Below are 20,846 nucleotides of genomic sequence, written 5' to 3'. Positions count from 1 at the left end.
AGGAGCTACAACATACAGCCAGAAGGTCATCTAGAAAGACTGTATTCACCAAGCTATATCCACAAAGCATAAATTAATTAGACTAGTGGTTAATCTCCAAACGAGTGCCGTTAAAAACAAAAAAACCAATAGCCTAACAAGTAAGTTATTGGTTTTTTCTCGCTGACTAAAGAGGATTGGCTATTTACCTGGACGAACACCTAAAGTGTGGCAAATAGCATAGGTCAGTTCAGCACGGTTTAACGTATAGAAATGGAAATCTTTAACCCCTTCTCGAGATAGGACTTTAACCATGTCCAATATCAGAAACGTTGGCTCCTAAACTACAACGGGTTTGCTATTTACCAGGGCGAACACCAAGAGTGTGGCATATCGCATAAGTCAGTTCAGCACGATTTAACGTATAGAAATGGAAATCTTTAACCCCTTCACGAGACAACACTTTCACCATATCGATCGCAACGTTAGCCCCTACCATCTGGCGCGTAGTCGCGTCATCTTCAAGTCCTTCAAACTGACGGTGCAACCAACTTGGAATGGATACGTTAGTCATTGCCGCGAAACGCTTGGTTTGGTTGAAGTTAGTCACCGGTAAAATGCCTGGCACAATTTCAGCATCAATACCGGCTGCAGCACAGCGGTCACGAAAACGTAAATAGGATTCAACGTCAAAGAAGAACTGGGTAATCGCACGGTTAGCACCTGCGTCGATCTTCTTCTTAAGGTGGATAAGATCGGCTTGAGCGTTGCTTGCATCAGGATGCACTTCTGGATAAGCAGCCACTGAAATATCAAAGTCTGCCACCGAACGCAGCAGACGTACCAGATCATTAGCAAAACGCGTTGGCTTTGGACTGCCATCAGGCAAATCACCACGTAAAGCCACGATGTCACGAATGCCGCTGTTCCAATAATGCTTAGCCAGCTCTTTTAGCTCTTCATCACTGGCATCAACCAGCGTTAAGTGTGGCGCAGCGACCAAATCAGTCTCTTTTTGGATCCGCTCAATCACGCCATGAGTTCGATCTCGAACTCCCGAGTTTGCACCGTAAGTAACAGACACAAATTTAGGATTTAGTGGTTCAAGACGACGAATAGAGTTCCATAACAGCTTTTCCATCTCTGGAGTTGAAGGTGGGAAGAATTCAAAAGAAACGTTTATATCATCTTTTAGCTCAGATAAGCTCTGGTTCAATGATGTCGCATGTTGTGCATGATGAAAGCCCATTTCTATTTCCTCTACTTCAACTCGTTAGTCTAACTATTTTCAATATAGACGTTTGGACGTCTATATGTCCATATACTAGAGAAACTGAGATTGAAGTCAAGTGTAAAAAGCAGGCAAGTGAGTTTTTTTCTTAGGATAATAAAATACCCCTTAAATTCAGCTACTAAAGCTACCGATGTAAATCGAGTACATCGGTCTTAAAATCAAAGTTAGCTTACTTTAATCAGCTTGATCAAACGGCTATTGCAGTAAGTCTCGACTGATATATCAAATGCCTAATCCTTAAAATCAAAAAATGCATCCCAGTGTAACTGACATGCATTTATTATTGGTTCACTTTAATCAGCCTTGCAGCACTACTCCTGCAGTAAGTCTCGGCAAATATATCGATATAAATCAGCTTGCTCTAACTACTCCTGCAGTAAGTCTCGGCAAATATGCGCTAAGTCAGATTGCACCGCTGCTGCAGTCACCTGCCTTCCGGCTCCAGGCCCACGAATAATGAGTGGATTGTCTTGGTAGAACTGGCTGCGAATAACAAACACGTTATCGCCCGGCGTTAAGTTGGCATACGGATGACTATTATCAACCCATTGCAGACTCACTTCGGCCTTTAATTTACCATCAACTCTATCTAACGCGGCGACATATCGAAGCACTTTATCCTGCTCAACCGCAGCTAAATACTGCTGCAGCATATCGTCATCAAGCTCATCAATACGCGACAAGAATTGTGCTAACGGTAGCTCGGCAAGATGTTTAGGCACCAATGACTTAAGCTCAATATCTTCAAGCTCGATTTCTAAGCCAATTTCACGAGCCAAAATGAGCAATTTACGCTGCATATCACGGCCCGATAAATCATCACGAGGATCGGGCTCTGTGATCCCTAATCCTCGCGCTTCAACCACCAGCTCAGAGAAGGGTTTAACGGCATCATAGTTTTCAAATAACCAACATAAGGTACCTGAAAATATGCCGCCTACCGCTTCTATACTGTCACCGCTGTTGTGCAGGTCATTAATGGCATGTTGTATTGGAAGTCCGGCCCCACAGCTGGCGTTATAACGCCAAAACAATCGGCGATTACCCAGTTGTAGCTTCAGTTCGCGATAAAAAGGCAGTGGCCCTGAACCCGCAAGTTTGTTGGCACTGACAACATGAATACCGCGGGCAAAAAACTCCGGGTATTGCAGTGTTAGATCAGCGCTGGCACTAATATCAAGCGCGATAACTTCATCACACTCAAGTGCTTGTAACTCATCAAATAAGTGACTGTACTGCCAAGGTGTAGCATCTTGCTCAAATACTGTTTTCCAAGAATCCAGTGCAATGCCCGTATCGCTAATCAATGCTTTTCGGGAGCTAACCAGCCCTACAAGCTCAACACTGGCCTCAATCTCTTTATTCAAGGCTGCTCGCGCGCCGTTAAATAGCTCTATCCAAGCTTCACCAATATTGCCGACACCCAAGAGCAATACGCCAATGCGTTTACGCGGGCCAGCACATCGACGATGCACTTTTTGAGTCAATAAGTTTACCTGCGATTGCGGAACTAATGTCACCAAGCTCATGCCGTCATTAAACAGCGGGCGAGCATTACGGCTGAGTAATCGAGCAAAGCCACGACGATAAAGATCCGCGTCAGCACTCACTAACGCGACCAGACCGAAATCATCTCTAATTTGAACATCAGTAATGCCGAGCGCTTCGTTATTAGCATCGAGTAACGCTTGTACTTGCTTCTGATTCTCAAGGGTAACGGTTAATTCAACCCGCTTTTTCGCAAGCGACCAATGCGCTAGCGGATAAAGCCCTGAACCAGTTAGCAAACTTAACAACGCAGATAAAGCCCCATTCAACTGAATGTTAAACAGTGATACCCGGTTTAGGTTGGTCACCACAGGCGCACTGGCTGACGAGCTTTTAGGCGCTATCAGCGTAAAGTCTGTATGTGATGCATAACTTGAGCGAACAGCAAGACTCACTTCAGTATCAAACAAGGGTTGCAGTGTGCGATTGTGCAGTACAGGCGAACCTAAGTGAGCCAGACGATTAGCCTCGTCTAACGATAGACTGCTCAATAGCTTGGCATCATTAATCTTGTTCGGATCGGCGTTAAATACACCCTCAACATCGGTCCAAATAGTGACCCGTTCAATATCCGCCAAGCTGGCGATTAGCGTGGCACTAAAGTCAGAGCCATTACGGCCTAATAACAAGGTATCGCCCTTGTCATTGGCACAGATAAAGCCAGTGATAATGAGTCGTTCATTTGGATGAGCTGCAATGAGTGTTTGCACCCTTTGACGCGAGTCTTGCAAGCGGATCTGCGGCACCGCCCCTTCATCAGCAATCAGCAAGGTACGCGCATCAACATCAGATGCAGCCACACCAGACTCTCGTAATAACGCCGCCAGTAAACGGGATGACCAGCGCTCACCAAAACTCACCACTTGGTTACTTTGATAATCGTTGATAGATTCTATAGACAACAAGCTGATCAGTTGCGCTTTATCGTTTGATAGCCGCTCTCTAAGCGAACGAGCTTGCTCATTCGACAATAACTGTTCGATCAGCTTTTGTTGAAAACTAATGAGTATTTGTAGCTCTTCCTGCCATAACTGCTGAGTCGTGCTCAGTTCAAGTAATCGATACAGAAAGTTAGTGCTTTTTCCTGCCGCTGAAACCACGACAAGATCGTCACTGTGACCATGAGTCAGGAGAATATGTGCAACGCGACGATAACAGTCTGCGTCAGCTAAACTGGAGCCACCAAATTTATGTAAGTGACAACGTGCCATCTTAAACCCCTTTAATTAACAAACGACAGCTGCATTGAGTGCAGCTTCAATATCGGCAACAAGATCGTCAGCATCTTCAATACCAACAGAAAGACGAATAAGGGTGTCTTTAACCCCAGCTTGTGCGCGTGCTTCTGGATCCATCGCTCTATGCGTCATTGTTGCAGGCACAGCCACTAGACTTTCTACTCCTCCGAGGCTTTCTGCAACAGAGAAATAATTAAGATTTTTTAAGAATGCGACTAACTGCTCCTCCCCGCCTTTTAGCTCAAAGCTGAGCATGGCACCAAAGCCTTTTTGCTGTTTGGCAGCAATTTCGTGGCCAGGGTGATCTTTAAGACCGGGGTAATACACTTTCTCTACGGCGCTATGACGGGTAAGAGTATCAAGGATCCGCTGAGCATTCGCCTGGTGTTCACGCATTCTCACCGCAAGTGTTCGAATTCCGCGCAATGTAAGATAACTATCAAATGCACCGCCGGTAAGACCCAAGGTATTTGACCACCAATGCAATAATTCGCCCAGTTCAGCATCTTTCGTCACCACGGCACCGCCGACAACATCACTGTGACCATTGATATATTTTGTGGTCGAATGAATAACAATATCAGCGCCCAACAGCAGAGGCTGTTGCAAAATGGGCGATAAAAAAGTGTTATCAACAACAACCAGTGCACCAATTTCATGGCTGGCTGCGCTGATCTCCGCGATATCGACAACCCGTAATAACGGATTTGACGGCGTTTCTAACCACACCATCTTAGGTTTTTTGGCAATCGCGATAGCCAATGCCGCTGCATTCGTCTGATCCACCACTTCAAGCTTAAACTGGCCTTTCTTAGCAAGATTGGTAAAGAGACGATAACTACCACCATAACAATCATGAGGCACCACCAGCAGGTCTTCTGGTCCGAGTAAACTGGTGGCTAAGGTAATTGCTGCCATCCCAGTGCAAGTCACAACGCCTGTGCAGCCTTTTTCTAGCTCAGCAATAGCATCACCTAAGATTGACCGAGTAGGGTTGCCTGAGCGGCTATAATCGAAATCTCTCGGATTTTTGTGGCCATCAAAAGAATAATTTGTAGAAAGATAGATAGGGGGGACAACCGCGCCGTGTTGGGTATCGGACTCAATGCCTTGGCGCACAGCAACGGTAGCTAGTTTACGCTCGGTCATGTACTACTCCTCTTGCTACATTTTTTCATTAGGGATGTCTGGACGTCTAAATGTACCTAAGCAATCCATGCTAGTCAACCACTTTTAGCCGTTTAGACGTCTAAGCATTTAGAAATCTATTTGCATTTGTCATAAAATAGAGGCAATAATTTGACTGTGCTGCATAAGGGGTTAAAATCTGCCCCGAATTTTAAAATTTACAGGTGAGTCAATGACTGAGTGGAACGGCGATTATATCAGCCCATATGCTGAACACGGAAAAAAGAATGAGCAAGTGAAAAAAATTACTGTCTCCATTCCTTTGAAAGTACTCAAGGTGCTTACCGATGAGCGTACACGCCGCCAAGTGAACAACTTACGTCACGCCACCAATAGCGAATTGCTCTGTGAGGCGTTTCTACATGCTTACACAGGACAACCGTTACCAAATGATGGTGATCTATCAAAAGATAGGCCTGATAGCATGCCTGCGGAAGTTAAACGCTTGATGGATCAAATGGGCATTGAGTGGGAAGAGCTAGAGTAAACCAGCTCAGTATTTGCAAACAAGGACCGCTTTGCGATCCTTGTTTGCGTTCGCTCGGATAAAAATCCACGAAACGCGCCTTTCGGGTTCCTTTCTATGCTGCTATTTTTTATGACAAGAATGCGTTATGAGATTTTCGCTAAGCGAAATCGCTCAAACCTGGTCTTAAAATCATTATTCTTTATCACAAAGACTCGAACAAAAAATAAGATCGAAAGTTTAACAACCCCTAGGTAGCCAAATGTTAGAGCCAAGCACGCTCATTCTCGCCTCAATCATTATATTTTGTGGTGCATTAACACAGAGTTTAATTGGCTTTGGTTTAGCCGTCATCGCAAGCCCGCTGTTATATATTATCGAACCCTCCCTAGTACCAGCATCAGTCATTATGATGGGATTCTCTACTGCTGTATTAACGCTTTTTAGAGAGCGCGGTCAGCTTGAGTTCAACGGACTGCAATATGCACTACTTGGACGTATTCCTGGCGGTATCTTAGGCGCAACACTTATCGTAATAGCCCCTCAACCTATTTTAGGGCTGGCAATTGCTCTTATCGTAGCGCTCGCCGTTGGCTTTAGTTTGATGAAGTTTAGTATCCCCGTGAACCGTGTCAGTCTGTTTATTGCTGGGATCCTCTCAGGCGTCTTTGGCAACATTGCCGCCATTGGTGGTCCACCGTTGGCAATATTACTCGCAGGTAAAGATGCCGCCCAGTTTAGAGCAGCCCTTTCAGCTTTCTTTATTTTCAGCTCAATGATTGCTTTGACCATTTTGGGGTTTGCAGGGCTGCTAAAGCTTGAACATTTGTGGGCATCGTTAATGCTATTGCCCTCAGTCATACTGGGCTATGCGGTTGCAGGTAGATTGGTAGGCAGGGTCGATAAACAAAAAACCAGAGCTTTCACCCTAGTTTTATGTAGTTTCAGTGCACTTATCTTAACGATTAAATCGGTTATCGAACTCAGTTAACCCAACTATAAATCGATAAATCATGGCGCGTTAGAAATGATATGAGGTTTGTAATACGCCACCGATAGCTTCATCGCTGCCAAACATCCCAGTAAAGTCTAAGAAAAATGATTCTCCAAAAGCAAAACCAGAACCAATAGAATAGATGTTAGCCGTTGAATCTTTCATGTCGTGACGATAGCCCACTCGCAATGACATCCAGTCAAATGCACGCACTTCGCCCCCTACGCGCCAATATTGGGTGCCATCGAGTTCTTTAAACTTCTTGTTCTCAATTAAATCAACATCAGTTGTGACCGTTAATAGCCTCCAGTCATAAGCAACACCCGCGGTAACTAAAGGCTCAACACGATAGGTAAACTTTTGCCCTTCAACTTCAATGGTATCGACATCTTGGCTAATCAAATTTCGACCTGATAAACCAAAGACTAAGCCGTTGATAGGTTCAATAGCCACACCAACATCAACATTGAAACTGGTTTCATCGTTACGATATTCAACGTCATCAAAGTCACTGGCCGAGAAGTTGTTCGCGCTAGCGCGATAGTTATAAGTGTCAATGCGTTGAAACTTAGGTGATATACCGACAGAGATCGGCATATTAACGATAGAAAGCGGGAAACTTAACGCAATACCTAAATCAGAAACAGCGCCTCCAATAACTTGACCACTTGACGCTAAATCGGTTACTGCAGGCGGATTATTGGCATCTAAATTCGCCAGCGTATCGATATCGGATTGAGCAATGTCGGCAACACCAATGGCACTAACATAACTTTTATAGAAAATGGCCATTGGCATTCTTTGATGCGGAATGGCCACGCTAAAGCCAAGACCAGCACTGGCATAAGCTGATGTGCCTTTTAGTGATTCTAAATCGAGGATCAAATCATCTCTGTAAATATCAATATCGGCACTATTACCTGCATCAATGGCAGCAGCTAAACCATCATAGGAGCTAATAAGAGAGTCGAATTTATCAATCATATTGTCGCTGTCGGCCATATCAACACCCAGTACAGGCATCAGTAATACAGCTGAATTATCTTTGTGCGCATTTAAACCGAGAAGAGCAGGATTGACGAATGCAGCACCCTCATTATTAGATGAGGCAACACCTGCGCCGCCCATAGCATCGCTACGGGCCTCATAATACTCTTGCCCTGAATAGGCAAAAAAGCTGGGGATTAATGCGCACAATAGCGCTAATTTACGTAGTTTCATCCATTTCGCCCTTTTTATGTCCTTAACGCTTTAACACCAATACGGCCCAAATCGAAAAAAGGTCCTAAATTGTTTTTTCTTATTAAGAGTTATTCTAAGCCAAAAAAAACAACTATGGGATAAAAAGTTAACCTTAAAACAACATTTTTATTACCAAAGTTTCATCCAAGTATTCAAATATCTTCAATCACTTGCAGCAAAGGTCGATTTTTACTGACTTTGTTTTCCATTAAGCAAACGATTACTGCCATTTAATTCGCACCCAGCTATAGCCTGAATGGCACTGGACTGTTATCAAATAAGCACTGAAACTGACAACTGAAATAACGATGATCATTAGCAACAATCTCTAAAGCAATATGAGCTATGCCATCGTTAGTCTCGATAAGTAACCTACAAACGTTTTCTAAGCTCACTTCATTGATAAACTTCCACAGTGGTCATAAACATTCGTTAAAGCAGAATCTTAACCAAGCCTATCAACTAAATGGAGTTAATATAATAAATTCAGCAATCGAACAGAAATCATCTATATTGAACAATAGTGGAAACTTTTGAGCACCGCTGTGAGTCTACATAAATAGGTTATGTGACACTTAACCTAGTCAACACGCTGTTAAAAACAGGAGTGACTATGCATCTAATCATGAAATCTCAGTTCGACGAACTTCGTCTTAATGATGAGTATGAATACAGCACGAATGATAGAGGCGGGAAGAAGGTTGTTAAGATCTATAAAGACGGTGAGCTCATAGCAAAAAAAATTGCCATCAAACATTCAGTGCAATACTTTGGCGTTACTGGCGTTGAAGCATTATTACAATCAGAAGCAGAACACTGACCGATATAGAGCTTAAACATAATCATTGAAGTGAGCAGTAGTAAAACTAATGAACTCACGCAATCGGGCAGGCTGGAATTTGTCTTTATTGTAAAGTAGGTACAGAGGCGTTGCGGGAATGATCCAATCGTCAAAAACGTGTACCAATTCACCTTTACTCAACTCTTCTGCACAATAAATCTCGGGTAATCGCACTATACCTTGCCCCGCTAATGCACTACTTTTCATTACCCGGCCATTTTTACAACGAAACTTCCCCGTAATTGCCACGTCAGCTTTTTGCTTAGCATCCTTTTTTTGCTGAAAGCTCCAATGATTAACCGTGCCAATAATGCAGCTATGCTCGTTCAGTGCCTTGGGGTGTAAAGGCTTACCTTTTTGCTCAAGATAACCAGGTGCAGCTAATGTGCAGTTATTAATATCCATCAACTTACGCGCGACTAAACCTGAGTCCTCTAACTCGCCCATACGAAAGACCAAGTCAAAATGATCTAACACCAGATCAACTCGCTGACTGCTAAAGTCCAAATTAATGCTGATATTAGGTTGCGCACTCATAAAGTCGTTAACCAAGCGGGTAACGACCTCCTCACCGATATAGCCGCCAACGCAGTTAATGTTGATGTTGCCCTGTAAGTTCTGCGCATTATCAACCGTTTGAGCCACCGCTTGCTCCACCACGTCCAATGCATGCTGACAGCGCTCGTAAAAGAACTCACCTTGATCGGTTAACCTTTGCGCCCGAGTAGTACGAGTAATCAACGTCACCCCGAGGTAACGTTCTAATTGGGTAAGTTGTTTTGACAGGTGTGAGCGAGAACATGCCAGCTTATCTGCAGCCAAGGTGAAACTGCCCTGCTCGGCAATCACGGTAAATGCCCTCACATCTGCTAGATTTAGATCTTTATACATTTACTCGATTCTACTCTTAACGGGAAATCCCAGCTTACATTAGGCGTTAAATGTAAACAATCATGTTCGCTATACATTATATATCAACAATGAGCATCTCGCTAAACTAGCGCCAATTCGAAATTGCCAACTCAATAGCATGACTGGCGTAATACATCTTTACAGAGGTTTATATGAAACAACTTATCGTAATTACTGGTGCATCTTCAGGTATCGGCGCAGCAATGGCACAAGCATTTAACGCTAAAGGTCACCCACTACTGTTACTTGCTCGTCGCGTTGAGCCTATGGAAGCACTAAAGCTTGAAAATGCTTTGTGTATTAGTGTTGATGTCACTGACGCTGCAGCGATGAAAACGGCAATTGCAGCAGCTGAGGCAAAATACGGCCCCGTTGGCTGCTTGATCAATAACGCGGGTGTTATGTTACTCGGCGCTGCTGATGTACAAGATCCTGCAGAGTGGAGCCAGATGTTGAACATCAATGTGATGGGTGTGCTTAATGGCATTCATGCTGTTCTTGCAGACATGAAAGCCCGTAAAACAGGCACTATCATTAACGTTAGCTCTATTGCTGGCCGTAAAACGTTCCCTAACCATGCCGCTTACTGTGCAAGTAAATTTGCTGTTCATGCACTAACAGAAAACATCCGTGAAGAAGTAGCAATGGACGATGTACGCATGATTACTATCGCACCAGGTGCCGTTGAAACAGCTCTGCTTAGCCACACGACGAATGAAGACATTAAAGCAGGCTATGAAGAGTGGAAAGAGTTCATGGGTGGTGTCATTGAGCCATCAGCAGTTGCAGACGCTGCGGTATTTGCCTTTGAACAACCACAAAATGTGTGTGTTCGTGAAATCGTATTAGCCCCCACCCGCCAACAGCCTTAATCATTATCGCTGTGGTAATCATGCTTGTTAAGAGGTGAATACAGTCCTCACCGTCAGACATCCTAAGCTATCAAATAAAGCCCTGTTAACGAAAGTTAGCAGGGCTTTATTTTTACCGTGTATTAACGAATTAATATCACTTTAGAGATAGCTGAAAAACAGAAATGTGATCTTAATCGGTTGCAAAAAATCGATATAAATGACTGAATTTAAATTAATCTACTACATAAAAATATAAAAATACTTATAAAACAATAACAAAATAAAATACAGCCCCATATATTAGATTTATTTCAATGATATTTTTATCAATTAGATTTTTATCATGAAAGTGATCAAGCTCAACTATTCAGTAACACCTCCCTGCTAAATTAAGCAACAACACAGGCGCATCTTGGAAGCATTCTGTTAACCACGCGAAGGACAGCGTAAAAATATAAAAATAGTAAGGAAATGATGATGAAAACAATCACAAAAATCGGAATAGGTTTTGCTCTAGCTCTGTCTTTAGGTCTTCAAGCCCAAGCCGCTGATGGCGGTAACCCTAAAAAAGGTAAACATCTGTATAAAAAAGAGTGTAAAGCCTGCCATAGCCAAGGTGATATCGGTGGAGAGATGACCCCGATGACAAAAACCATGAGTCAGTGGGATCGCTTCTTCAAGCGCATGAAGCACAAGGGTGATCAAGAAGCGTTCAATGCGCTATCAAAGAAGGACATTAAGGACATTCAGCAATTCCTATATGACCATGCAGCCGATTCCGACCAACCACAAACCTGTGGCTAGCCGCATGAAGGATTAAGTCCTTCTAACCAAGTTAGAACCAAACATTAAATTAAATAAATGGGGAATGCCTCAGGGCCTAATGCTGCCAAAAATCAGCTAATCCGAGGCCGTTCCTCAACATCAATCGAGGTTAACCATATAAAAAGTGGTTAAAAACTCGAAAGGAGAGATGTTATGCGTACTCTAATTTCACTGCTTGTTGCCAATGCGCTTGCTTTATCTGGTAGCGTTTATGCTGCAGAAAACGATGCTCAAAAAATGGCAGATCTTAAACAACAACTTGAAGACATCACTAGCGAATTAGATGATCTTAATGATCGTGTCGATGGCAACGAACGCCATACAGCATTAGATAGACTGCTGATCACTGGTGATTTCCGTACTAAAGCTCATACACTGCACTATCAAAATGTCACTTGGAACCCCGCAATAAAAGTCAACTTTAGTGACTTTGGCGCCAAAGCTATGTCTGGCGTATTTGGCTCTCCGACCGATGGTAATTCACCGCTAGGCAAGATGATGGCCGCAGATCCTAATCTCGCCGCAGCCTTCCAAAGCGGTCAACTGCAAGGTGTTATGCCCTATTCGTTGGCACAAAAAACCACGCAAGACATCGACAATGACATCTACTACACCACTCGCCTTAGACTTAATCTAAAAGCCAAAGTTTGGGATAACGTTAGTTTTGCGGGTCGCTTATCGATGTTTAAAAACTGGGGCGATTCCACCGGCGTTAAAGTATTTGATTCTTGGAACTCATTTACCATGGATGGCACCAGTAGCGGTAGCCCAAGTGGTGACTGGCTTAGAGTTGAGCGCGCTTACTTTGATTGGAAAAATATCAATGGCTCTCCGCTTTACCTGTCAATTGGTCGCCGCCCATCAACCTACGGCCCGCCAACCCAGTATCGTGAAAATGAAAAGCGCGGTGGTACGCCGTCGGGTCATCTCGTCAATTTCAATTTTGATGGTGCCACCATAGGTTATCACCTTGGCGATATCACCGGTGTTGAAGGTCAAGTGGTGCGTTTTTGCTATGGTCAAGGATTTGAGTCGCAATGGGGTAATGGCGAGCTATTCGGTGACATCGTCACTAAAGATACTCACCTCGGCGGATTTAATATTGATGCCATTAACGATGGTAAAAACTTTCTCCAGTTCACCCTATTTGGGGCGATGGATGTCAATGATGGCTTTAAAGGCACCATGGCATTCCCAACCCAACTTGCCAGTATTTTTGCACCCACCATGTACCAAGATATGCAAAAATTCGACAACTTTAATTTTGTCACTAGGGTTCAACCTAGTGGCGTCATCGGCGACCTATTCCTCGGCGGTATCGGCTTCTCTCGTGAAGAAGATAACGACGTAAAATGGTTTGTCTCTGGTGGTTGGACTCGCGCCGATGGCAACGGTAACGCCGGTATGTTTGGCGGCATGTTAAGTGATGCTGTATTTGAAGCTAAGCTCAATTCTGATGGCACTGAGATTATCATGATGCCAAGTGCTGCCGATGACAGTGGCGCAAAAGATGGCTACAGCATCTACGCCGGTATACAGATCCCAGCCCCTTACGGAAAAGTCGGTTTTGAGTACAACTACGGTTCTAAATATTGGACACCATTTACCCAAGCACAAGATGACCCTATCGGCAGTAAGTTAGCCACCCGTGGCCATGTTGCTGAGGCTTACTACATGTTCGATATCAACCCTAATATGTTTATCAAACTTGCAGGGATTTATTACGATTTTGAATACACTGGCAGCGGCACCCCGGTTGGTGCACCACAAGAAGTCGATGATGTTATCGCGGGCACTTCTTACTCAATGCTACCAGTGGTCGACACCGCTTACGACATCAACGCCTCTCTCACCGTTAAATTCTAAACAGGGATAATCCCCCCGGCATTAGCCGGGGTAGGAGTATAAAAATGAAAAAAATAATTATTCAAACCATGTTATTGGGGCTGCTTGTCAGCACTCAATTCGCCATGGCAGCCAATCCTCACAGTGAATATGTGCAGGGGCCTTTTTCACAAGGCTCTGAAGTCACAACTCAATGTATTGAATGTCATGAAGATCATGCCAAAGACTTTATGAAATCATCACACTGGACTTGGGAGTTAGAACAAAAACTACCAGGACGCACGGTTAAACGTGGTAAGAAAAATGCCATCAATAACTTTTGTACCTCAATATCAGGCAACGAGCCAAAATGTACCAGCTGTCATGCGGGTTACGGTTGGAAAGACAATAACTTTGACTTTACCGACATGACCAAAGTGGATTGCCTTGTCTGCCATGACACCACCGGCACTTACATCAAAGATCCGGTAGGCGCTGGCGAAGTATTAGCAAGCGTAAACCTTGAGCGAGTGGCACAAAATGTCGGCGCTCCTGTGCGCGATAACTGCGGTACTTGTCACTTCTTTGGTGGCGGCGGAGATGCTGTTAAGCACGGCGATTTAGACTCATCGATGTCTTATCCCGATAACGCAACCGACGTACATATGGACACTGATGGCAACGACTTCCAATGCCAAGATTGCCATACCACCGAAGCTCATCAGATCACCGGCAATGCAATGGGCGTTTCGCCTGGTGGTCAGAATCCGATTGGTTGTGTCAATTGCCATGACGCTACGCCGCATAAAAGTAAAAAGCTCAATACTCATGCTGCAAGTGTCGCCTGTCAAACTTGCCATATTCCGTTTTTTGCGCGTAATGAACCGACTAAAATGAGCTGGGACTGGTCCACTGCCGGTAGCGATCTTGAAGAAACGAAAGATCAATACGGTAAGAAAAATTACCAGAAGAAGAAAGGTAACTTCGTCTGGGGCAAGATGGTTGAACCGGAATACGCTTGGTACAACGGTAGCGCTGACGCCTATATGCTTGGTGACAAAATGGATCCAAGTAAAATCACTAAACTGACTAGCCCATTAGGTGACATTAGCGATAGCACGGCCAAGATCTATCCCTTTAAAGTCCACCGCGGCAAGCAGATCTATGACAGTAAACAAAACATATTTGTCACGGCTAAAGTTTACGGCAAAGGTGGATATTGGACAGACTTTGATTGGGACAAAGCGGCCAAGTTAGGCATGGAAGCGAATAAAGGCCTAGCGGAAAAGGGCATAACCTACAGTGGAGAACATGGCTTTGCAGCAACCGAAATGTGGTGGCGCATCAACCATATGGTCTCACCAAAATCAGAAGCGCTAAACTGTAGCGATTGCCATAAAAAAGGGACCCGCATGAATTGGAAGGCACTAGGTTACGATGGCGACCCGATGAAAAACAAAGGAGGGGTAAGGCACGCTAAATAGTGTCCATGCATCATAAAATTTAATGTCTCTATTGCCCCAATAGAGACGTTACTCGTCAGCCGGTTCCCTGCAAATTTGCCGGCTGACACCCTTTAATTGAACGACACAATATTCAACCTCATTCCCATCGTTAAACTCACATCGACTTCGCTCAATCCATTCAACAATTATATCATTAACAAAAAACCAACAAAATATGCATTATTTTCACACAAAAATGTAAATACCCTGTTAAATTGAACTGACTAGTTAAAGCTATACTATTATTTATACACCCTTTTCTGACTGTCCAAGGATGTGATAAACGATGAGAGACAACTTCAGTTTACTAAACAATAATCGCGCTAAGGCTGAGTTACTGCTCTCCTCGACTTTCATCAACCTGTTGTCTTTAGCACTGCCTTTCACCATGCTACAAATATACGACCGTATATTGCCAAACCAAGGTTATGGCACCGCCAGTGTGCTCGTATCCGCTGTCGCCGTTGCGATACTGCTAGAGCTGCTTTTACGCTATGCCCGCAGTTGGTTGTTGGCCTCATCAGCTGCCAATTTTGAACTACAAACCACCACTAAAGTCGTTAATGCTTTGATGCAATCTGACTATCACCATGTCGAAAGCCTCGGCACGGGAAAAGTATCCAACGGACTGGCCAGTATTGCGGCGATGCGCGAGCTATATTCCGGCCAAGCGCTCGTAGCACTGATGGATTTTCCCTTTGTACTCATATTTTTGGCATTGGTGGCTTATATCGGCGGCCCATTAGTATTCATTCCCATCACAGTTTGGGCGGTGATCGGTGGACTAGTTTTCCTCATTGGTAAAAAGTTAACTAGCGCCACACAAGATTTAGCATTAACCGATAGCGAACGCTCACGCATGTTGATATTGGTGCTATCTGGATTAACCACCACAAAAGCACTCGCGATGGAGTCCCGCCTATCATCCATCTACAGTGAAATTAACTATCGTCGTCTTGCCCAACAGCAACAAGTTGATTGGCTGTCATCTAAGTTACAAGAGCTTATTCAGGGCGCGTCTCAAGGCACTACATTATTAATTGTACTTATCGGTTGCCTCGAAGTGCTCAACGGTGATCTCACCACGGGTGGGTTGGCGGCTTGCTCGATTCTAGCGGGCAGAGCCATTGCGCCATTGAGTGCCATTATTAGTCTGCGATCACGACTTGCTAGTGCCAACACAGCCATGAATCACGTTAACGATCTGGCTGAACTCCCCCAAGAAGTGTTTAAAGGCACCACGCAATATCAACAGAAGCTGCCGTTAGGACCGATTACATTCGAAGACGTTTCTAGCAGCCAAGTCGGCGCTAAGCTACATCAATTCAACCTGACTATTCCGGCAGGAAATCTCGTCACGGTGACCTCTGACCCACTGACTCACGCCAGTCTATTACTCAGTGTGATCGGCGCCTTTCACCACACTGAAAAAGGTCGAATTACCATCGCTGGCATCGCTCAAGATGAACACAGTAGTAACGAATATCGCCAATCAGTCACCTACGTTGCACCTTGGCCAACACTTTTTGCTGGCAGTTTATTGGAGAACATGACCCTGTTTAGGCCAGAGCGAGAATCACTCGCAATGGAAGTTGCCGAGGCTCTGGGACTCACCCGTAGCATCGCTCAGCTGCCCTCTGGATATCAAACAGAAGTTGGAGTAAACGATAGCCAAATGCTTAACAAAGGTGCCATTAAGCTTATTGCACTCGTGAGAGCCTTTGTACAATCTCCCTCTATTTTATTACTCGATGAACCGATGATTTCACTCGATGTTGATTCACAAACGCGGCTGATTAATATGCTTAATAGTTATAAAGGCCAGACGACCATTCTATGTGCTTCTCACTTTAGTGAACTCGCTAGTAACAGTGATCTACGCATCAATATTACTGAACATGGCGAATGCCAAATTCTATCCGCGACGCAGGAGGTTCAAGCATGAACTCAATGAGCCAAGCGCAGCCACTAGAAAAGACTGAAAGCACACTAGCATCGACTGAATTAAAAGATATCTTAGTGGCACTTTTGCAGCAGCTAGGGTTATTTTCTCAGGCGAACAATCTGCTCAATGATGAAGCAATTCAGAGTATCGACACGGTAAAATTCGCTAACCTATTAAAAAAACATCACATTGGTTTCTCAGTCTATAAGACGCACAAAAGTGCTATTTCACAGGCCATTCACCCTTTTATTATTGTCCCTGATAATGCACCTGCAGTCATGTTAAGGCGCAGAGGTGAGCAATACGAAATGTTTAATCAGCCAAGGGATCAATGGCAAGCAATAAGTGCTCAAGAGTTCCCCCTCGTCGGGCATATTTTTGTGATTGAAAGTCTACCGGCAAGCAAACAGAATATTCGCGCCTTTGCAGCGCATATGAGCAAACGCACTAAGTGGTACCGTCCGGTGTTTTGGCTAAGTTTACTTTCCAGTATTACCGGACTCGCGGTGCCCCTCTTTACCATGGCGGTTTATGATCGTGTCATTGGCGGACAAGCACCAGATGTACTTCCCACCATCGCCCTTGGTTCGGCACTGGCTTTGGCCATTTTAGTGTTCACACGCCTCACTCGAGCCAACCTGCTAGCCACCACCAGCAACCGTTTTGCACGCGACCTTTCAGATATCACCTTTAGACGGTTATTGAGTATGCCGTTGATGGTGTTGTCTCGAGTCGGAATATCTAACCATATGGCCCGCATGCGCAATGCGGAAAAAGTACGTACCTTGCTATCAGGTCCTGGCGGTGCAGGTTTAGTCGATTTACCCTTTACCCTTATCGCCTTTGTCACCATCGCACTGCTTAGTGGTTGGTTAGTTATGGTTCCTATCATAATGCTATTGTTGTTTTATTTAGTGATGAAAGCTGTCAATAAATATGCGCAATCAGCTGCGCCTACCATTAGTGGAGATTATCAAAACTCGATTAATGAACTCGCTAAGAACCTGCTACAACTAAAAACCAGCGGCGAGACCGATGGCTGGACTACCAAGTTTGCCAGGCAATGCAAAGAAAACTGTCGGCAAAACTTCCTCTACGCCAAGCGCAATGGCTTAAACGCCGCCGTCGCCCACGCCATGAGTTTACTTACCGCGTTAGTTACCGTTTTTACTGGCATCTTTTTAGTACTCAACCAGAGTATTAGCCCTGGTGCACTCATAGCCTGCGTCATGCTTATTTGGCGCATTACAGGGCCCTCACAGTTAGCATTTTCATCAAGCCAGAAAATTACCATGATGGATATGGCAATAAAACAGTTTGACCGTTTTATGCAAGCCGGCACGGAACACAACGAGCTAAGGCTCGACACTCCGGCCACCCACACCGCACCTAAGATAAGCTTTCAACACGTCACCTTGCGTTATGCAGCAGAGGTTGAGCCTTCATTATCAGGGGTTAGCGTTGATATAGAACCCGGCGAAAATGTGGCCATCATTGGGCCTAACGCTTGCGGTAAAACCTCGATGCTGCTGGCTGCCATGGGAGTGGCAGAAGCACAAGCGGGATATGTCACGGTTAACGATAAAAACCTCAAGCAATATGACCCAGAAGCCTTTAGACAGTGGGCCGCGTTTTGTCCCGCGGAGCCCGATCTCTTTCCCGGCACCTTAGCTGACAACCTGCGTATAGCAAAATTGGACGCGACAGATGAAGAGCTGCTCACAGCTATAAAAGCGGCGGGTGGAGAGTCGCTATTCAATGCACTGGGTAACGACCTCAATGTTGATCTGTTTAATCGTGGCCATACGCTGTTATCTGCGGTTGAAGGAAGCTATATCAGTTTAGCGCGAGCACTGCTGAAGCAATCAAGCTTAATCATTCTCGACGAACCCATCGCCAATCGAAATCCAGCAGCTAAAGCACAACTGCTAAAAACATTTAGTGCCCTCAAAGGTAAAAGCACCGTGATATTCACTAGTCATGACCAGGAGTTGATCCAGCAAGCTGACAAGGTCGTCATTTTAGATAAGGGTGCCGTTGTTTACACTGGACCTATTCCAGAACAACCAGCTCAGCCGCAAGCATCATTTCAGGAGAACCTCCCTAATGGATAAACGTCAACTAGCGAATCGAGTATGGCCTGAGCATGAATTTACTGATGCGATTGAAGCCCCAGCAGAAAGAAAGTTAATCAAACGCATCATCTTTTTGATCACAGGTTCGATATTGATCATGTTGCTATGGTCAGTGTTTGCGCAAGTCGAAGAGATCTCTAAATCTAAAGGGCAAGTCGTACCACTTGGGCATCGTCAAATTATTCAAAGTCGCGCCGGAGGAACTATTGCCTCCGTGGTAGTAGAAGAGGGGGATGTGGTTAAAAAAGGCGATGTACTCGCGAGGTTTATTGCCATCGACAGCCAGTCTGCAGAAGAGGAGCTTGCCAGTAAACGCGCCAACTTACTGCTACGAATTGAGCGCTATGATGCTTTCATCGATAGGCGAGAAGCTGATTTTAATGAATTTGCCTCTGAATACCCTCAGCTCGTAAAACGGCATAACTCCTCTTTGCGACGTATGAATGAAGAGCGCGTTTCAGTAGAACAATTATCACAATCAGAAGTTGCAAAAAGTCAGGCCGAACTTAATGGCCTAAAAACGGAAATCCCACCACTTGCCGACCAGATAAAAACAGCCGAACAAACCCTAAAAATGATGTTATCCGTTACCGCAGAGCAGGCTGTTTCAAAATTAAGAATATTAGAATCGCAACAAAAGCTCGACGCCTATGTTCGTGAATTAAGGGGCATGGAAAGTAAAGAAGAGGTGCTGGCAAAGAACCTACTTAATCTTGAACAACAGTTAATACAGAGACAAGCCACACTGCTCAAAGAGGTGGGCGAGAAGCGCACCGAAACTCAAGCAGAGTTACTAGGGGTCATTGCTCGGTTGAAATCATCGGGTTCTCTTGTTTCGCAAACGACGATAACGGCGCCTGTTGATGGCATCATTCAGTCAATCCCCTCAACCTCTTCAGGCAATGTTATTCAGCCTGGTGGCACTGTTGCTGTCATTGTCCCCATGACGAAGACCGGCTTAATGGAAGCTAAGTTGTCGCCTAGAGACATTGGCTTTGTCAAAGTAGGACAACCGGTAAGAATAAAAATTGATGCCTTTGATTACAGCCGTTATGGCGCACTCGATGGCATTGTAAAACGCATATCCCCAAGCACCGATGCTGATGAAAAAGGAGGGGTATTTTATAAAGTACAAATCGCCATCGACAAACCCTACTTCTCCGATAAACCAGGACAGTTTGCCCTCATTCCAGGGATGACAGGTGAAGCCGACATCGTGACGGGCGAGAAAACAGTATTCCAGTATTTATGGAAACCTGTATTTACCAACGTAACTGAAGCTTTTGGTGAGCGCTAAAAAGGAAGTAGATAATGAGTCATGACGATAAAAAATCCACATCAAGTGCTAAGACACCAGAAGCCATTGAAGCTGAGAAAAAACAGCGGCAACAGCAAGCCAAACAAAAGGCTAAACAAATCGATAAGGATGTCGCGAGCTTAAAAGCCAAAGAGTTCAGAGATAGCGGTGGGAAAACGAGCACTATCGGTAATAAAGATCTGGTCGCGGATAAATCTTGGGGCATTACAAACTCCATAGCAAAAGAGGATGCAAGCGCTTCAGACAATGAGCCCTCAACAATAGAGGAGTCGCTGGTATCAAATGTTTCACCTCATGACGATTTACCCGATCAGCCATCAAACGCTCAAACTCACGAAGAGCAACCATCTGCAGCGGAAGCATTAGCTAATAGCCAACCACAATCTGCAAGTACACGCCCTCATGGCTCGAGTGAAACAACAGGCTTGGCCGCTGGAGCGCATTTTCATGCCAGCACTAACAAAGGCCCTGAACTAAGTACCATTGCTCAGTCACTGACGTTTACTGCCAATGAACATAACCAGCCTCATTTTACCGTTGCCATGACAACAGGTTCTGCAACACATCAAGTTACCCCGTTGCAAAATAAACCACACAGCTTAGGTACCCCATCTGGTGCTCCCACTAGCACTGGCACTGGCACTGGCACTGGCACTGGCACTGGCACTGGCACTGGCACTGGCACTGGCACTGGCACTGGCACTGGCACTGGCACTGGCACTGGCACTGGCACTGGCA

17 protein-coding genes are annotated in these 20,846 nt (G+C 44.8%); 11 read left to right on the top strand and 6 right to left on the bottom strand.

Annotated elements, in window-relative coordinates:
• Positions 1 to 180 precede the first annotated feature (180 nt).
• The 4 genes from L2729_RS05085 to metB all read right to left on the bottom strand — a co-directional run bounded on the left by L2729_RS05085 (position 181) and on the right by metB (position 5,208).
• Positions 181 to 294, bottom strand: coding sequence for a methylenetetrahydrofolate reductase (locus tag L2729_RS05085; RefSeq protein WP_374702359.1), 114 nt, complete (start codon positions 292 to 294; stop codon positions 181 to 183).
• Positions 295 to 337: 43 nt separating this feature from the next.
• Positions 338 to 1,228 (bottom strand): methylenetetrahydrofolate reductase, encoded by an 891-nt coding sequence (gene metF, locus L2729_RS05080; RefSeq protein ID WP_248987278.1) that lies wholly within the window; start codon positions 1,226 to 1,228, stop codon positions 338 to 340.
• 410 nt (positions 1,229 to 1,638) lie between these two features.
• Positions 1,639 to 4,032: a bifunctional aspartate kinase/homoserine dehydrogenase II gene (locus tag L2729_RS05075; RefSeq protein WP_248987277.1), complete on the bottom strand. Its 2,394-nt coding sequence runs from the start codon at positions 4,030 to 4,032 to the stop codon at positions 1,639 to 1,641.
• 15 nt (positions 4,033 to 4,047) lie between these two features.
• A complete protein-coding gene (gene metB / locus L2729_RS05070) occupies positions 4,048 to 5,208 on the bottom strand; it encodes a cystathionine gamma-synthase (RefSeq protein WP_248987276.1) in 1,161 nt (386 codons plus the stop codon).
• A 211-nt stretch (positions 5,209 to 5,419) separates the two neighbouring features.
• On the opposite strand from metB, the gene metJ reads away from it, so the two are divergent.
• Both metJ and L2729_RS05060 read left to right on the top strand, forming a co-directional pair.
• On the top strand, positions 5,420 to 5,734 hold the full coding sequence (gene metJ, locus L2729_RS05065; RefSeq protein WP_248987275.1) for a met regulon transcriptional regulator MetJ: 315 nt from the start codon (positions 5,420 to 5,422) through the stop codon (positions 5,732 to 5,734).
• A gap of 241 nt (positions 5,735 to 5,975) precedes the next feature.
• Complete coding sequence (locus tag L2729_RS05060) at positions 5,976 to 6,704, top strand: sulfite exporter TauE/SafE family protein (RefSeq protein ID WP_248987274.1); 729 nt, start codon at positions 5,976 to 5,978, stop codon at positions 6,702 to 6,704.
• A 30-nt stretch (positions 6,705 to 6,734) separates the two neighbouring features.
• Here L2729_RS05060 and L2729_RS05055 read toward each other — a convergent pair whose 3' ends face one another.
• The gene (locus L2729_RS05055; RefSeq protein WP_248987273.1) at positions 6,735 to 7,928 is read right to left on the bottom strand and encodes a conjugal transfer protein TraF; all 1,194 of its coding nucleotides are present in this window, start codon (positions 7,926 to 7,928) and stop codon (positions 6,735 to 6,737) included.
• Positions 7,929 to 8,562: 634 nt separating this feature from the next.
• On the opposite strand from L2729_RS05055, the gene L2729_RS05050 reads away from it, so the two are divergent.
• Positions 8,563 to 8,769 (top strand): hypothetical protein, encoded by a 207-nt coding sequence (locus L2729_RS05050; RefSeq protein WP_102043917.1) that lies wholly within the window; start codon positions 8,563 to 8,565, stop codon positions 8,767 to 8,769.
• A gap of 12 nt (positions 8,770 to 8,781) precedes the next feature.
• Here L2729_RS05050 and L2729_RS05045 read toward each other — a convergent pair whose 3' ends face one another.
• Positions 8,782 to 9,681 (bottom strand): LysR family transcriptional regulator, encoded by a 900-nt coding sequence (locus L2729_RS05045; protein WP_248987272.1) that lies wholly within the window; start codon positions 9,679 to 9,681, stop codon positions 8,782 to 8,784.
• A 173-nt stretch (positions 9,682 to 9,854) separates the two neighbouring features.
• On the opposite strand from L2729_RS05045, the gene L2729_RS05040 reads away from it, so the two are divergent.
• The 8 genes from L2729_RS05040 to L2729_RS05005 all read left to right on the top strand — a co-directional run.
• Entirely contained in the window at positions 9,855 to 10,574 is a 720-nt protein-coding gene (locus L2729_RS05040; RefSeq protein WP_248987271.1) for an SDR family oxidoreductase, read from the top strand.
• A 456-nt stretch (positions 10,575 to 11,030) separates the two neighbouring features.
• Complete coding sequence (locus tag L2729_RS05035; protein ID WP_101089459.1) at positions 11,031 to 11,360, top strand: c-type cytochrome; 330 nt, start codon at positions 11,031 to 11,033, stop codon at positions 11,358 to 11,360.
• Between the two features lie 174 nt (positions 11,361 to 11,534).
• Positions 11,535 to 13,247, top strand: a complete 1,713-nt coding sequence (locus L2729_RS05030) for a DUF3373 domain-containing protein (RefSeq protein WP_248987270.1) — start codon at positions 11,535 to 11,537, stop codon at positions 13,245 to 13,247.
• Between the two features lie 68 nt (positions 13,248 to 13,315).
• Positions 13,316 to 14,689, top strand: a complete 1,374-nt coding sequence (locus tag L2729_RS05025) for a tetrathionate reductase family octaheme c-type cytochrome (protein WP_428848225.1) — start codon at positions 13,316 to 13,318, stop codon at positions 14,687 to 14,689.
• Positions 14,690 to 14,996: 307 nt separating this feature from the next.
• Positions 14,997 to 16,655: an ABC transporter transmembrane domain-containing protein gene (locus L2729_RS05020; RefSeq protein WP_248987268.1), complete on the top strand. Its 1,659-nt coding sequence runs from the start codon at positions 14,997 to 14,999 to the stop codon at positions 16,653 to 16,655.
• Positions 16,652 to 18,769: a peptidase domain-containing ABC transporter gene (locus tag L2729_RS05015; protein ID WP_248987267.1), complete on the top strand. Its 2,118-nt coding sequence runs from the start codon at positions 16,652 to 16,654 to the stop codon at positions 18,767 to 18,769. The genes L2729_RS05020 and L2729_RS05015 overlap by 4 nt, the downstream gene beginning before the upstream one ends.
• Positions 18,762 to 20,087, top strand: a complete 1,326-nt coding sequence (locus L2729_RS05010) for an HlyD family type I secretion periplasmic adaptor subunit (protein WP_248987266.1) — start codon at positions 18,762 to 18,764, stop codon at positions 20,085 to 20,087. Before L2729_RS05015 ends, L2729_RS05010 begins: the two co-directional genes overlap by 8 nt.
• Positions 20,088 to 20,101: 14 nt before the next feature.
• Positions 20,102 to 20,846: hypothetical protein (locus L2729_RS05005; protein ID WP_248987265.1), on the top strand; the 745-nt coding region annotated here is incomplete at its 3' end.

Origin of the sequence: Shewanella gelidimarina (assembly GCF_023283945.1) — a bacterium.
GTDB lineage: Bacteria > Pseudomonadota > Gammaproteobacteria > Enterobacterales > Shewanellaceae > Shewanella > Shewanella gelidimarina.
This window is presented reverse-complemented; position numbering and strand designations above follow the sequence as displayed.

What these genes read in the sequence shown, in the direction of transcription:
- L2729_RS05085 (WP_374702359.1), bottom strand. Translation starts at nt 294, where the DNA reads ATGGTTAAAGTCCTATCTCGAGAAGGGGTTAAAGATTTCCATTTCTAT.
- metF (WP_248987278.1), bottom strand. Translation starts at nt 1,228, where the DNA reads ATGGGCTTTCATCATGCACAACATGCGACATCATTGAACCAGAGCTTA.
- L2729_RS05075 (WP_248987277.1), bottom strand. Translation starts at nt 4,032, where the DNA reads ATGGCACGTTGTCACTTACATAAATTTGGTGGCTCCAGTTTAGCTGAC.
- metB (WP_248987276.1), bottom strand. Translation starts at nt 5,208, where the DNA reads ATGACCGAGCGTAAACTAGCTACCGTTGCTGTGCGCCAAGGCATTGAG.
- metJ (WP_248987275.1), top strand. Translation starts at nt 5,420, where the DNA reads ATGACTGAGTGGAACGGCGATTATATCAGCCCATATGCTGAACACGGA.
- L2729_RS05060 (WP_248987274.1), top strand. Translation starts at nt 5,976, where the DNA reads ATGTTAGAGCCAAGCACGCTCATTCTCGCCTCAATCATTATATTTTGT.
- L2729_RS05055 (WP_248987273.1), bottom strand. Translation starts at nt 7,928, where the DNA reads ATGAAACTACGTAAATTAGCGCTATTGTGCGCATTAATCCCCAGCTTT.
- L2729_RS05050 (WP_102043917.1), top strand. Translation starts at nt 8,563, where the DNA reads ATGCATCTAATCATGAAATCTCAGTTCGACGAACTTCGTCTTAATGAT.
- L2729_RS05045 (WP_248987272.1), bottom strand. Translation starts at nt 9,681, where the DNA reads ATGTATAAAGATCTAAATCTAGCAGATGTGAGGGCATTTACCGTGATT.
- L2729_RS05040 (WP_248987271.1), top strand. Translation starts at nt 9,855, where the DNA reads ATGAAACAACTTATCGTAATTACTGGTGCATCTTCAGGTATCGGCGCA.
- L2729_RS05035 (WP_101089459.1), top strand. Translation starts at nt 11,031, where the DNA reads ATGATGAAAACAATCACAAAAATCGGAATAGGTTTTGCTCTAGCTCTG.
- L2729_RS05030 (WP_248987270.1), top strand. Translation starts at nt 11,535, where the DNA reads ATGCGTACTCTAATTTCACTGCTTGTTGCCAATGCGCTTGCTTTATCT.
- L2729_RS05025 (WP_428848225.1), top strand. Translation starts at nt 13,316, where the DNA reads ATGTTATTGGGGCTGCTTGTCAGCACTCAATTCGCCATGGCAGCCAAT.
- L2729_RS05020 (WP_248987268.1), top strand. Translation starts at nt 14,997, where the DNA reads ATGAGAGACAACTTCAGTTTACTAAACAATAATCGCGCTAAGGCTGAG.
- L2729_RS05015 (WP_248987267.1), top strand. Translation starts at nt 16,652, where the DNA reads ATGAACTCAATGAGCCAAGCGCAGCCACTAGAAAAGACTGAAAGCACA.
- L2729_RS05010 (WP_248987266.1), top strand. Translation starts at nt 18,762, where the DNA reads ATGGATAAACGTCAACTAGCGAATCGAGTATGGCCTGAGCATGAATTT.